The organism is Pseudomonas sp. NBRC 111119, assembly GCF_001320125.1.
GTDB classification, from domain to species: domain Bacteria; phylum Pseudomonadota; class Gammaproteobacteria; order Pseudomonadales; family Pseudomonadaceae; genus Aquipseudomonas; species Aquipseudomonas parafulva.
The window spans coordinates 17,861-30,751 of record NZ_BCAV01000065.1; the positions used below are offsets into that span (position 1 = coordinate 17,861).

Consider the following 12,891-nt stretch of genomic DNA (forward strand, 5'->3'; position numbering starts at 1 on the left):
TTTTTCATCGAGTTTTCACCTGCAGCAGGCCACGGCAGGGCTATGCTGGAGCAGGTAAGGCGCACGTGGAGCTGGCGGCCGATGACTCTCACTCGCTGCTTGATGGCACTGGCATTGCTCGGTGGGCTTCTCGCCCGTGCCGAGGCTAGCCCTTGGGTAGCCGGGTTGCACTACATGACACTCGCTGACCCTGTGGATGCTCGCCCCATGCAGGCCTTGGCTTTCTACCCCGCAACGGGTCAGGCGCACGCAAGCCGCCTGGATGGCTACCCGTTGGACGTTGCAGACGAAGCACCGGTTGCCTTGGGTCGGTTTCCACTGTTGGTCCTTTCCCACGGCAACACCGGCAGCCCATTGGCCCTGCATTACCTGGCCACGTCGCTGGCACGGCAGGGTTTCGTCGTGGTTGCGGTCGTGCACCCTGGCGACAACGCGCGCGACCATAGCCGTTTGGGGACGCTGAGCAATCTGTACGGCCGGCCTCTGCAAATCAGCGCCGCGATCACCGCTGCGCGTGATGATGCCTTGCTGGGGCCGTATCTGAATGAAGGGAAGGTAGGCGTGATCGGCTACTCGGCCGGCGGTGAGACCGCGTTGATACTGTCGGGCGCTCGCCCCGATCTGGACCGCCTTCGGCAGTACTGCCTGGAACGCCCCAACGATGCCGATGCGTGCAAAACCCATGGGGTATTGATTGCTGACCGAAGCGAGTTGACCCCACAAGCCGATGCGCGGGTGGGGGCGGTGATGCTCATGGCACCGCTCAGCCTGCTGTTTGGCCGCCATGCCCTGGCCGATGTGCACGTGCCCGCATTGATCTACAGTGGTGACAGCGATCAGCTGGTGGCTGTTGACCGCAACGCAGAAGCCTTGGCCCGCAAGCTGCCGGACTCACCTGACTATCGACTGCTGGCAGGCGCCGGCCATTTCGTGTTCATGGCCCACTGCGATGCAGAGCAGTCTGCCCGCATGCCGGCGCTGTGCAAGGATGCCGACGGCGTAGACCGTCGGCATATCCACCATTCGCTGCAACGTGACACGGCCGTGTTCTTTGGCCAGGCGCTGGGCGTGCCGGAGCCCGCCGAGCGCTCAGCCGCAGTGCATCAACCCAGTACGCCCTGACTGCGCAGGTAATCGTCGTAGGTACCGCTGAAATCCACCACGCCGTCGGCAGACAATTCGATGATGCGGGTAGCCAGGGAGGACACGAACTCCCGATCGTGGCTGACGAACAGCAGGGTGCCCGGGTAGTTTTCCAGCGCCAGGTTCAGTGCCTCGATCGATTCCATGTCCAGGTGGTTGGTCGGCTCGTCCATTACCAGCACGTTCGGTTTCTGCAAGATCAGCTTGCCGAACAGCATGCGGCCCTGCTCACCCCCGGAGATGACCTTGACCGATTTCAGGATTTCATCGTTCGAGAACAGCATGCGGCCCAAGGTGCCGCGGATGACCTGCTCGCCGGATGTCCACTGGCCCATCCAGTCGAACAGGCTCATGTCCTCTTCGAAGTCGTGGGCGTGGTCCTGGGCGTAGTAGCCAACCTCGGCGCTGTCGGTCCACTTCACTTCGCCTTTGTCTGGCGTCATTTCACCGACCAATGTGCGCAGCAGGGTGGTCTTGCCAATGCCGTTGGGGCCGATGATGGCAACACGCTCGCCGGCTTCGATGGTGAAGCCCAGGTCCTTGAACAGCACCTTGTCGTCGAATGCCTTGCCCATCTTCTCGACGGTCACGGCCTGGCGGTGCAGCTTTTTGGTCTGCTCGAAACGAATGAACGGGCTGACGCGGCTGGACGGCTTGACCTCGGCCAGCTGGATCTTGTCGATCTGCTTGGCACGCGAGGTGGCCTGCTTGGCCTTGGAGGCGTTGGCGGAGAAGCGGCTGACGAAGGTTTGCAGTTCGGCAATCTGGGCTTTTTTCTTGGCGTTGTCCGACAGCAACTGCTCGCGCGCCTGGGTGGCTGCGGTCATGTATTCGTCGTAGTTGCCCGGGAACAGGCGCAACTCGCCGTAATCCAGGTCAGCCATGTGGGTGCACACGCTGTTCAGGAAGTGACGGTCGTGGGAAATGATCACCATGGTGCTATTACGCGCGGTGAGCACGGTTTCAAGCCAGCGGATGGTGTTGATGTCCAGGTGGTTGGTCGGCTCGTCGAGCAGCAGCACGTCCGGGTCCGAGAACAGTGCCTGCGCCAGCAGCACGCGCAGCTTCCAGCCAGGTGCCACTTCGCTCATGGGGCCGAAATGCTGCTCCAGGGGGATGCCCAGGCCCAGCAGCAGTTCACCGGCGCGGGATTCGGCAGTGTAGCCGTCCATTTCGGCAAACTCGGTTTCCAGCTCCGCGACGGCCATGCCGTCCTCTTCGGACATTTCAGGCAATGAGTAGATGCGGTCGCGTTCGGCTTTCACTTTCCACAGTTGGCTGTGGCCCATGATGACCGTGTCGATCACGGTAAATTCTTCGTAGGCGAACTGGTCCTGGCGCAGCTTGCCCAGGCGCGTGTTCGGCTCAAGCATGACCTGCCCACCGGAAGGCTCCAGGTCGCCACCGAGGATCTTCATGAAGGTCGACTTGCCACAACCGTTGGCGCCAATCAGGCCATAGCGGTTACCATTGTTGAATTTTACCGAAACGTTTTCGAACAGCGGCTTGGAGCCGAACTGCATGGTGATGTTAGCAGTGGAGATCAAAGGGCTTACCTATCAGTAACTTACGACGCTGGGCTTTCAGCTGATACCGATTTGATACCAATCCTGAGTTTTTCCAGCTCGCTCCAGTCGGAGCTTGAGTTAAGCCAACGGGCGTACGTCGACAGCAGCATCTGCACGCTGTGACCCAGCTGTTGGGCGATAAATGCGGGGTTGAGGCCGGACATTAAGCATATTGTCGCATAGGTGTGACGGCAGTTGTATGGGGGGCGACGCCTGATCCCCAATTCGTTCAGCACCGGTACCCATTGCTTATGCAGATCAGAGGTCTGCTTGATGTACTCGGCGTTCTTCGACGGTGGGAACAGGAAAGGTGTTTCGGTCACCGCGCCCTTGCCCTCTCTGCGGCGATCTGCGTACTGCCTGGCGAACTGGATCGCCCGCAATGCCCGTTCGTTCAGCAGCACAAAACGATCCCTGCCGGTTTTGGTCCTTTCTTCAACCTCGCCCAAAGCGACGGTCCTCTTGACATGCACTGTCCTTTTTTCCAGGTCAATCACATCCCAGCGCACGGTCAAGGCCTCTGATAGGCGGAGGCCGGTGAAGAACATGAGCTCAAACAAAGCGGCGTAGATGAGACTCAGCCAATGCTTATGCTGGTACAGCTTGTCGATGATGGTATTGGCTTCTGCCAAGGTGAAGGGGTCGATTTCCTTCTTCGTGCGCTTCGGCAGGTCGATGAACTCGGCGGAATTCTTCGCTAGCAGGCCTTCCCGCGTGGCTGCAGTCAGGATGGTGGAGAGCCTGGTGATCGCATTGCGCTTTACGTTGGATGATGTCCACTCGGTTTCGGCGATGACGCGGCGCAGCAGATTGGTCGTGATCAGGTCGACACGGACCATGGCCAGTCGTGGTACCCAGTAGAGGTTCAGGGCGCTTTTGTAGTTGTTGTGCGTGCCCTGCGTAATTTCTCGGCCGTCTAGCCAGAGCTGAGCATACTCGCCAAAGGTCGGCTTACCGCCGACCGCAGCTTGCGAACTAGGGAACAGCTCTGCGTATTTGTCCTGGTCAAGCAGGCCGAGCTTGTTGAGGCTGGCTACCTGATCGCGAAGGTTGGATGCAGCCTTGATCCCTTTTTGTGTCGGGGGATATGGGAGCGTTTCGCATCTACGGACACCGTTCCATGTGAAACGAATGCGGAGGGAGTTGCGGAAGATTTCGACCCCACGGGGTAAACCCATTGGCTTTCCAGCCATTCGTCATACCTCTTGATGCTGTAAATGATGCGTCCGCCGTGCTTCATCCATACGCCCTCGGGGATAGTCCCGGCCAGGCGGCGGTGTTCAAGTGAGCGCTTTGAGCAGCCGAGCAGTTCGGCAAGTCGCTTTTCGGTGACTTTGTCGACGTCACCGGTTCTTTCGATATCCACGAGATGGTCTCCACGCGGCAAGTTGGGATATGGATAATTCATTGACGCGCGGGTTAACCTCCGGCTTCTTTTCAAGAGCAAGGGGGCCACATGTCGTATGGAATCAAATGGTGTGCAGCCATGCTGCTGGCCTTCACACTGGCCGGCTGCGGAAGCCAACGCTTGAGCTATGTGCCGTCCGCAGCTGCATTCAATGACCGCCAGCAAGCAATCGACTTTGTCGAGCAGTCTTTTTTCGAGGACTATGGAAAGAAGTTCCGACCTCAGTCGATCGTGATCACTGACAAAGTTATCATCTTGTCCGACGGTGTTATTTCGGAGGCTTCTGGACTTGTATCGGCGGTTCCGCTGGGAGCGGGCGCCATTGCAGCAGGCAGCAGCAGAAGCCTGACAAAGGACGCCAGTAGACGAATCTACCTAAGCTCTATCGAGGGTATCTCGATTTATCAGAGGCGTGGCCGATCTAATCGCTTTACGGTCATCATTCGGGGAAACGATGGCCATGAACTTGGCTCTATCCGTACAGGGAGCTTAGTACGAGCTCAGCGATTCGCCGACGCCCTGACATATTTGAAATACTCAGCAAGGCCCTGAACCTTGCCAATATCTGCGGGCTTGCGTTGTAAGTAAAGGGATCCCGGCTAGGCGTTGCGCGAAAGGGCATGCGCCAAGTGACGGGCGGAAGTCGAGACGGCGCGCCAATAAGCGGCCATAGGCCCTTGCGGCGTAGCCAAGAGTTTTCTGCCTCGGCGTCAGCCTGGGCACGCAGTTCGCGAAGCACTGCTTCGATCCGCGCCCTGTCCTTGGGCGGCAACTTCAGCAGGGCCCGGCCCGCTGGCAGTTTCAGGAGCGGGTTGATGTATCCCATGTGGCCTCCTTCTTGATGTCGATCAGCAGCTCCTTCGGCACCTGGACGGTATCGCCGAGCTTGGCGGCGACGATGGCGCGGCATACAGCGATGGTTGACCTTGGGTGGTACCCGCTTCCGCTCATACCAATCAGAGCCTCGTACTCTTCGAAGGCGTAGATAACGATGATACAGTGCTTGTCCAAAAGCGCGCCAGCCAGCGCCCAGTCTTCCCAAAGGTTGTAGCTCTTGGTGTGCATGGTGGCCTCGCCCTGGTGCCGGACGAACACCCGCAAGGGCACGCTGTTGTAGCCGGGCTGCTCCAAGTACACGTCCAGCCCTTCAGCCTTGCCCACGGCCCATCCAAGCGCCTCGCCGGCTAGGTCTATCGTCTTCACTTCGATCAGGTCGGTCATGGCTTCAGAACCTGCAGTTTGCTCCGGGCAACGTCCGTAACTGCGTCGCGGATCGCGTCGTTGATGATGCGAGCATTGACGGCGCCTAGCTGTGCATACATTGCGCCGTTTGCCGCGGCCATGAACCCTGCCCAGAGCTGGCCTTTTTCAATTGGGCCGTCGAAACCGTTAGCTGCTGAAACATCGTCGAAGGTTGGCCGAAGCATGATCGACATGTCGCGGCCGAATGCTGATGCATCTTTCACAGCTCATACCTCTCATCAATCCAGCGCCCAGGCGCCAGAGCGGGTGTAGGTTCGGGTTGGGTTTCGTGCGGGGAGAGCTGGCGCTGGTTGCCGGCGTTCTCTTTGAAGAGCTTCCGGCAGGCCTCGGACTTGCCCAGGTCATTGATCAGGCATTTATCCGGCTCTGGCGGTGCGAGCATCCAGTTGGGAGGGCAGGCCATGCCGCTGTCCGACTGCCAGCAGGTGACGGCTTGGGCTTTGTCTTCCTTGACTTCCTGGTGGCCGGGTTGCTCGATGCAACCGGCCAGGGTGGCCAGCAGCAGGAGCCAGAGGGCGAGGCGGGTCATTCCTTCACCTCGATAGTCACGTCGTCGTGAATCCCCTCGATGTCGAGCAGGTCGTCTTCGGTGATCTGGTCCCCCCTGGTGTCGGCCATGCTTACCAGGTCCTGGACCTCGTCATCAGACACGTCCTCCATGACCTTACGGAAGTTCACTACGGCTTTTCCCAGTCAGGATGATTGTTCTGCCCACGGCAGTTCCTTGGCCGCCATATCGCGGCAGTAAATAGAGGGGAGAGAAATTACAGCCGAAAATTCCGATTTTGCAGTGATGCTTATTTCGTGAAAGCCTGGTAATCAGCTAATATCAAGCCATTTGATGGCATGAGGCTATCAATATTTCATTGTTCTGAGGGGGCGGAATGAATGAGCAGTCAGTGGTTGTTGCTCTCAAGCGGGCTCAAGAAGTGCTTGATACAGCCTACTTTGGACTACGGGCTCTAAAGCAATCAGATCCTTCACAAAAATCAGCCGGATTGAGGAATGTATTGGTCTTCGGCAGATCTGTGACGTTTGTTATACAAAATCTACGGTCAATCGTTGGGGAGCAGAGGTTCAACTCTTGGTATGAACCAATACAGGCGTCTCTGCGTGCTGATCCGCTAATGAAATATTTTGTTGAGGCCCGGAATAATCTTGAGAAACAGGGGCGATTAGATGTAGCGGTAAGCGGTGTGGTTAAGAACTTCAGCAGTTCTGATCTACCGAAGCTAGAGCAGCCCCCGTTCCAAGCAACCTCTTTCTTCATGGGAGATTCTAACGGTGGATCAGGGTGGGAGATGGACATTGGTGGCGGGGAGACTATCAAATATTACATAGCCATTCCCCAGTCGATTGGACGATTTGAACAGGTTTTTCATAGCCTCCCTGAGAACATATCTTCGGAGCTTCGCAATCTCCCGGTCGTGGAATTGTGTGAGATCTATTTGAGAGAAATCGCAAAGGTGGTTGCTGAAGCAAAAAAAGAGTTCTCCCCCCACCCGAGCGAGCGGCCTCATTTAAGAGTGGTGAAATAATTTTATGCAGCAGACTTAGTACCTAGCACGGCTAACCAAGGATCATTCGCTTTGGCGATGGCGGCCATGGGCGGCGGGCTCACACTGTTGCCGCACATATGCACCTGTTCGGTTTTGGTGAATGGCTTGCCGTCTGCGCCGCGATTGATCACGTAGTCGGCAGGAAAGCCTTGGGCCCGGTACAGCTCATGCGGCTGGAGCATGCGCAGGCAGATGTCGACGATCACGTAGGGCGTGCCCTTCACGAACACGGTAACCAGGGCAAGGCGGTCCCTGGTGGTGATTGTCGGCAGCGGCTCGCTGGCATCACTGGCGTGGCTGGCTCCGTAGTAGCTGACGGAATGCCGCGACCCGCAGGGCACCTTCTTCATGCTCCGGCGACAGCTTGTATTCGACCGGGGCGTGATGCTCGGCGCCGGCGGTCATGGTCTATACCGGGTCGTCGATGGCTCGACCAATGCAGTTGCGGCGAAGCGTGGCTAGGCTCGCCGTCACCAGGCGCTGCTGGCTGCCGGTGTTAGTGACCGTGCTCATGGGGTCATCCATGCTGCGGCCTGGCGTCATATTGAACCCGCCGTTTGCCTGCTCAATAAAGGCCGTCACCAGGGCGCGATGGCTGCGGGTCATCAAGGTACCCATAGGCTGGTCAGCACTCACAGGATGGCCTGCATACACCGGCCCGCCGGCCCCGACCATTACCGGGCTTGCCATCATTAGCTCGCCTCGATTGGCGGCCGTGACCGTGGGCAGCGGCTCGCTGGGGTCGTTCACTCGGTCGGCGCCCTGGTGCGTGGCTGGCAGGATTACCGCGCTCGACAACGCGTGCTTGGCGCCGGCGGCGACGATCGTGCCCAGTGGTTTGTCCAGGCCAGGCACGCGGGGCTGCTGCCCGGCACGCTCGCCTTATCCCGTTTGAACGAGGGTGGGGCTTGCCATCGCGAACGAGCCGTCACGTGGCCATGATGTGACGGTGCGCAGCGGCTCGTCGGCAGACTGGGACAGCTCGCCCGGCCAGTTCGCGATCGGGACGATGAATGGCTGCGGGTTGTCCAGCACGAACTTCTTCATGCCCTTGGCCACCCGGCGCAGCGTTGCGGTTGCCAGCTCTTTCTTGCGGCCGAAAATGCTCTTGCTGGGCACGCTCCAGTCGATGCAGTCGGCGGCGGTGCGCCACTTCTGCTGCCCCTTGGCGGGGTTCTTGGCATGGGTCGGCTCTGGCTATACGATGGGCTGGCCATCGCAGCGAGCAATCATGAACAGGCGCTCCCTGCTGGTTGGCGCGCCAAAGTCGCAGGCCTTGATGATCCGCCATTCCACCTGGTAGTCCATGCCCTCAAGCAGCTGCACGAAGCGCCGCCAGGTGATGCCACGTCGCTTCGGGTCGGGCACCAGGAGCTGCTCTTGCACTGGTACGCGCTCCCCGACTGCGGCCATAGTGCCGTCCAGCTTCATCACCCGACCGGTGGCCTTGTCGCGCTTGGCAATCAGCGGGCCCCATTGAAGGATCTGCTTGACGTTCTCAAGGCTGATCACCCGGGGCTTTTTCTTGCCGGCCCACTTAAGGCCGATCCACGACAGGTTTCGGATCTCACGCTTGCGCGGCTGTGGTGTGTGCAGTCGGGGCTAATGTGGAACCAGCCAACGGCTCGGCCCTGGCATTCTTCGTCTGGATCACCTTCGAACACGTCGGTGGTGAAGTGCCGAGCCGCCGGGTGGTTGGCGGTGTGCATGCTGATAGCGGCCGGGCTGTTGTTCTTGGCCACATCCACTGGGCGGCCCAACCCTATCTCCAGGCCGGTACCAGCACCGCCGCCACCGCAGAAGGAGTCAACGACGAGTTCGTCATCTTGTGGGTTGAAGCCCAGGCCGTACTGGGTTTTGAAGTCGCTGGGGTCGCGCTTGCGTTTCGCGCGCATGGGCGTTCCTCGCCGGGGTGGCGTGACTGAATGGGAAAGGAATGGGTTGGTCAGCTGCCGAATAGGCTCAACTGCGATTCGTTAGCTGCAGCGCTCTCGAGTGCTGCGGTAACCTTGGCCTGCTCATACTCGATACGAGCCTTGGCGATCGCCAAGTACTCCGGGTCAAGTTCGCAGCCGACAAATTGGAAGCCTTCTCGCATGGTAGCTTTGCCAGTGCTGCCACTGCCCATGAATGGGTCCAAAATAATGCCGCCGGCCGGGGTGACTAGCTGGCAGAGGTAGGCCATCAAGTCAGTAGGCTTGACCGTGGGATGATGGTTACCATTGCGTTTGGGCCAGTCTGCTTGCTCTCGCTCTCGCATGGTGGCGTGGGCTGCTACGGCTGGCTGTCCATCAGAATGCAGCCCGTCGTTACCATCTGCACGGCTGGCCTTGGCGCAGTAGAAGAACCGCGCCGCGCTGCCTGAGTCTCCTCGCGCAAAAGCGTCCCGGGCGGCTTTCATGTCGCCGAAAATCCCCTTTGATGCCCGGTCTTTGCTATGGCCTTTCAGGTCACCTTGCTGGCCGGCAGCATCGGGAAATGAGGCCAGGACTAGATCGCTACCATCGTGCACTAGGTTGGTTGGCCAGCGTCCCAAGGGATTGCTGCCACGCACTCCGGGCTTTGCCGCAAAGTTGGTTGATCCAGAGTTGGCGTAGCGCTTGTCCTGACTTTCCTCGTCCGACCTGTCCCGGCTCTCACCAGTTGGCGTGACGCGGCAGGCGTCGATGTTGAGTGCGCCGGTACCGTGCACCAGCACGTTCGCCGCCACGGTGCCGGCAAGCGGCTTGCGGGCGACCGTGATCGGCTCCAGAGCAGGCTTGAGCGTAGTGCCCCAGCCTTGCCAGTCGCCGTCCAGGTTGTGCGACTTGGGGAAGCCAGATCCGTAGACCCAGGCGATCATGTCGCGAATCTCAAACCCGGCATCCTCGATGCGGACGGCCATACGGTGCTGGGTGCGGGTTCCCGCGAATGCTAGTAAGTGGCCGCCAGGTTTGAGCACTCGCAGGCATTCGACCAAAGTGTCGACTTTTGGCACGTTGTAGTCCCAGCGCTTACCCATGAATCTCAGGCCGTATGGCGGATCAGTGACAATGCTGTCGACCGAATTTCCAGGCATGGCCCGCATGGCTTCGATGCATTTTCCAAGGTGCAGTGTGTAAGTCATGGTTCGCTCCATGCCAGTAGGCGCCACCTTGCAGGCTGGCGTAGATCAATAAGGAGAGATACGCTACGTAGGGCATTTAGGCGCCAGGAAGAACATCAGGAGTGGTGCATGGAAGAGCTGAGAGCAGAATTCGCGAGGGCAATCGAAGAGGCCATTCAAGAGTGCCATCGGATCAAGTACAACCCGAGCATATGGGAAAGGATGAACAGACAGCTTGGGCCAGTGGAAGCAGCCGTCAAACTGGTAACCTCCGGCGATTTCCAAACTGGACTCAAGAGATTGCTATCGGAGAATCGTGTCGAGCTGACAGTTGAGTCGCACGTACTACAGCCCCGATTCTCGGGACTGTTCAGCGCCCAGGTGCGTGAACTGGCTCAGTGGCGCTTGGACAACGCTCCGCGATAGCCCAGTCGGGGTGCCGAAGGGGCAGGGAGCTACAGGTACTGTTTCGCCAGAGCCTGCTGAACAGCTGCGCTGATGTGACAGAGATAATCCCGGTGGGGATACGATCCATCGCTTCGGCCGGCAGGTAGAGTCCGTGGGCTTGAACTCGTATGGGACGCCACCGCACACGGAGATGGTGTGGCGAACCTCCAGAGTTCGTCGAGCACGCTCAGGGCATCTTCCGTGTCCAGATCGCGGTCGCGCCGCAGTTAGCGCCGCACGCTGAATATCTCGGCTCAGCTGGATCGATTATCTGTAGGCATTGGATGGCCTCAACCTATGTCGCGTTCGGGTCGTTTGGCGTGTTTAATTTAGACAGTTGATAGACATGGAGTAAGTCGTATGGCTGATGGATCCGGTAAAAAAGAGCAAAACTGGGCCAGTAATCGTATAAAGCATGCGCTGCACCTTCCCGGGTGGGTCTTCAAGAGAGATAGCGAAGCGGTGTTGCGCAGTGGCGGGAAGGTAGTTCTTGTTTCCGAGTATGAAGCGGAAATGAAAGGCGATATTTTTTGTCCGGAATGTTCCTGCCCATTATTTCGGTCTCCCGAGAGGGAGGACGCAAACAAGCGCGGGAAAAACGCTTACTACGGGCACAGAAGGAATATTGTCACAGAATGTGGGTTGAGAACTAAGCAGGCCGAAGGCAAACGCTACGCTTCCGAAGAGGAAGCGGCGCAAGCTGTTGTTGATGGGAAGTTAGTCATAGTTGAAAGTTTTCTCAAAACCCGCCCCGTTAGCCCTGAAAAAGATTCCGAGACCTACGATGAAACGGCCGTCGAAGATCAAGACGGGCAGATGGCCAGTGTACCTATCGCAAGGCATAGAGGTATCATGTTCAGTCTGCCTTCCAGAATTACTACAGTGCGGGGCCTTTGCACCAACTTTGATAAAAACCTGTATAAGTATTATTTCCTGCCAGGTGCTCAGCATGCGCAACTTTTGAATGATGCACTTCGCGACGTTGATACCCTATTTGATGTTACCGTTCTACCTATCCTCGGATACGGTCAAATTGTGGGTCTTTATGATCCGGGAAAGTACGGGCATAATATCAGATTCATCAGGCTAAAGTTTGCCGAGAAAGAAGGCTATGATGATTTTTCGATCATGCTTTCACGTGATGAAGCCGACGCGCACGATTTGAACCTCGATTCAATAGGTCGGTTTGCAATGTTCTACGGCCGGATCAGAGAAAACGGCTCAGGACTGAGCGTGAAAGGGTTGGGATGGGGAGAGGTTTCCCTCGTCCCCAAAAAATATGAATCGTATCTAAGTAATGGTTGAAATTGGCAATTTCCGAATACGTAGGTTCGGGGTCAAGCCATCCAATCGACCATGGATTTGAGTCTGGGAGCGACTGAGGCGCTGGTTGACAGCGCCTCGGAGGCCTTACTTTTTCACGTCAATGAAAGGCAGTGTACCGTTTGGTTCAACGGTCACCGGCAGGACACCGTCCCAACGCTCGGCCATAGTTAGCTCTGCCAGGTTCTGGTTGCTTGAGAGCGCCTTAGCGCGGACCTCGATCGCTGCGGCCTCGGCGTTGCCACGTAGCTCGATGCCCTGAGCCTCCGCTTTCGCTTGGGCCAGCGCCGAATCGGCTTTGGCCTGGGCCTGGGTGACGCTGATCTGCGCTTGGATCTGTTCCGTGGCCAGCTGCTGCTCGCGGGTCTTGACCGCGACCTCAGCCTTCATACGCTCTTCGATCGACTTCTCGTATGCATCGCTGAAGTCTATGTTCTCCACCTGCACGCTGTCGATCACCACCGGACCAGAGACGCCGGCCTTAATGGCTGAGAAGATGGCGGTCACCAGCTCGCCACGCTTCTGCACCGCATTTACTGCTGTGTACTGACCGAATACGTTCGTAAGCGCTCCATGAACCCCACATTCAAAGCGCTTACCTGATCCCCGATGCTGCGCTCCCGATTTCTTTCTGGAGCTCGCTTACCATGATGCGACCCGACGCCAAAGTCGAAAAGTTTACCTCTATCCCAAGCCCGTCGACTTCCGAAAGTCCATCGATGGCCTAGCTGCGCTGGTCGAGCTCGATATCAAAGTGGCGGTGTTCGACCCGGTGCTTTTCGTCTTCCGGAACAAGCCGCGCAACCGCGTGAAGATCTTGTACTGGGAACGCAACGGCTTCTGCCTCTGGCTCAAACGCCTGGACTCCGAACGGTTCAAAACCTCACCCGATCCGACTGACGTGGCCATCGTACTGACCGTTCAGGAACTGAACTGGCTACTCGACGGCTTCGACCTCTGGCGTAACCGTCCGCATCAGGTTTTGACCCCTCGCTTCGTTGCCTGATTCGGTATAATCCGTGGCATGATTTCCATGCCCGAAACCCTCCCTGACGATCCTGTTCTGCTCAAGCAATTGCTCGAGCAGATGATCAG

General features: G+C 58.1%; 12 protein-coding genes and 2 pseudogenes. 5 read left to right on the forward strand and 9 right to left on the reverse strand.

Annotated features, from left to right (window positions below; genetic code table 11):
- The first annotated feature begins 81 nt into the window (after nt 1-81).
- The gene (locus APH25_RS21835; protein WP_060483352.1) at nt 82-1,122 is read left to right on the forward strand and encodes a dienelactone hydrolase; all 1,041 of its coding nucleotides are present in this window, start codon (nt 82-84) and stop codon (nt 1,120-1,122) included.
- On the opposite strand, the gene APH25_RS21840 is transcribed toward APH25_RS21835, so the two are convergent.
- Together APH25_RS21840 and APH25_RS21845 are read right to left on the reverse strand one after the other, a co-directional pair.
- A complete protein-coding gene (locus APH25_RS21840; RefSeq protein ID WP_028634169.1) occupies nt 1,104-2,690 on the reverse strand; it encodes an ABC-F family ATPase in 1,587 nt (528 codons plus the stop codon). The genes APH25_RS21835 and APH25_RS21840 overlap by 19 nt on opposite strands.
- A 20-nt stretch (nt 2,691-2,710) precedes the next feature.
- Nucleotides 2,711-3,904: a tyrosine-type recombinase/integrase gene (locus tag APH25_RS21845; protein ID WP_060483353.1), complete on the reverse strand. Its 1,194-nt coding sequence runs from the start codon at nt 3,902-3,904 to the stop codon at nt 2,711-2,713.
- Between the two features lie 293 nt (nt 3,905-4,197).
- Between APH25_RS21845 and APH25_RS21850 the strand changes: the two genes are divergently transcribed.
- Nucleotides 4,198-4,671 carry a hypothetical protein gene (locus APH25_RS21850; RefSeq protein ID WP_060483354.1) on the forward strand — a complete coding sequence of 158 codons (474 nt, stop codon included), beginning with the start codon at nt 4,198-4,200 and terminating at the stop codon, nt 4,669-4,671.
- A 249-nt stretch (nt 4,672-4,920) separates the two neighbouring features.
- On the opposite strand, the gene APH25_RS21855 is transcribed toward APH25_RS21850, so the two are convergent.
- Genes APH25_RS21855 through APH25_RS25560 form a run of 4 tightly spaced genes read right to left on the reverse strand, consistent with a single transcriptional unit; the run spans nt 4,921 to nt 6,060 of the window.
- Nucleotides 4,921-5,340, reverse strand: coding sequence for a phage protein NinX family protein (locus tag APH25_RS21855; protein WP_060483355.1), 420 nt, complete (start codon nt 5,338-5,340; stop codon nt 4,921-4,923).
- Nucleotides 5,337-5,585 (reverse strand): hypothetical protein, encoded by a 249-nt coding sequence (locus APH25_RS21860; protein WP_060483356.1) that lies wholly within the window; start codon nt 5,583-5,585, stop codon nt 5,337-5,339. The genes APH25_RS21855 and APH25_RS21860 overlap by 4 nt, the downstream gene beginning before the upstream one ends.
- On the reverse strand, nt 5,582-5,911 hold the full coding sequence (locus tag APH25_RS21865; RefSeq protein ID WP_060483357.1) for a hypothetical protein: 330 nt from the start codon (nt 5,909-5,911) through the stop codon (nt 5,582-5,584). The genes APH25_RS21860 and APH25_RS21865 overlap by 4 nt, the downstream gene beginning before the upstream one ends.
- Complete coding sequence (locus tag APH25_RS25560; protein WP_156333250.1) at nt 5,908-6,060, reverse strand: hypothetical protein; 153 nt, start codon at nt 6,058-6,060, stop codon at nt 5,908-5,910. Before APH25_RS25560 ends, APH25_RS21865 begins: the two co-directional genes overlap by 4 nt.
- A gap of 206 nt (nt 6,061-6,266) precedes the next feature.
- Between APH25_RS25560 and APH25_RS25565 the strand changes: the two genes are divergently transcribed.
- Nucleotides 6,267-6,920 (forward strand): hypothetical protein, encoded by a 654-nt coding sequence (locus APH25_RS25565; protein ID WP_156333252.1) that lies wholly within the window; start codon nt 6,267-6,269, stop codon nt 6,918-6,920.
- 2 nt (nt 6,921-6,922) lie between these two features.
- Here the strand turns inward: APH25_RS25565 and APH25_RS21875 are convergent.
- Nucleotides 6,923-8,836, reverse strand: a pseudogene (locus tag APH25_RS21875) (DNA cytosine methyltransferase).
- Nucleotides 8,837-8,886: 50 nt separating this feature from the next.
- Nucleotides 8,887-10,047: a site-specific DNA-methyltransferase gene (locus tag APH25_RS21880; protein ID WP_060483359.1), complete on the reverse strand. Its 1,161-nt coding sequence runs from the start codon at nt 10,045-10,047 to the stop codon at nt 8,887-8,889.
- Nucleotides 10,048-10,833: 786 nt separating this feature from the next.
- Between APH25_RS21880 and APH25_RS21890 the strand changes: the two genes are divergently transcribed.
- Nucleotides 10,834-11,778: a hypothetical protein gene (locus tag APH25_RS21890; RefSeq protein WP_060483361.1), complete on the forward strand. Its 945-nt coding sequence runs from the start codon at nt 10,834-10,836 to the stop codon at nt 11,776-11,778.
- A gap of 105 nt (nt 11,779-11,883) precedes the next feature.
- Here the strand turns inward: APH25_RS21890 and APH25_RS21895 are convergent.
- Nucleotides 11,884-12,363, reverse strand: a pseudogene (locus APH25_RS21895) (SPFH domain-containing protein); the annotation flags it as partial.
- Nucleotides 12,364-12,529: 166 nt separating this feature from the next.
- On the opposite strand from APH25_RS21895, the gene tnpB reads away from it, so the two are divergent.
- Entirely contained in the window at nt 12,530-12,802 is a 273-nt protein-coding gene (gene tnpB / locus APH25_RS21900) for an IS66 family insertion sequence element accessory protein TnpB (protein WP_082428413.1), read from the forward strand.
- Nucleotides 12,803-12,891 lie beyond the last annotated feature (89 nt).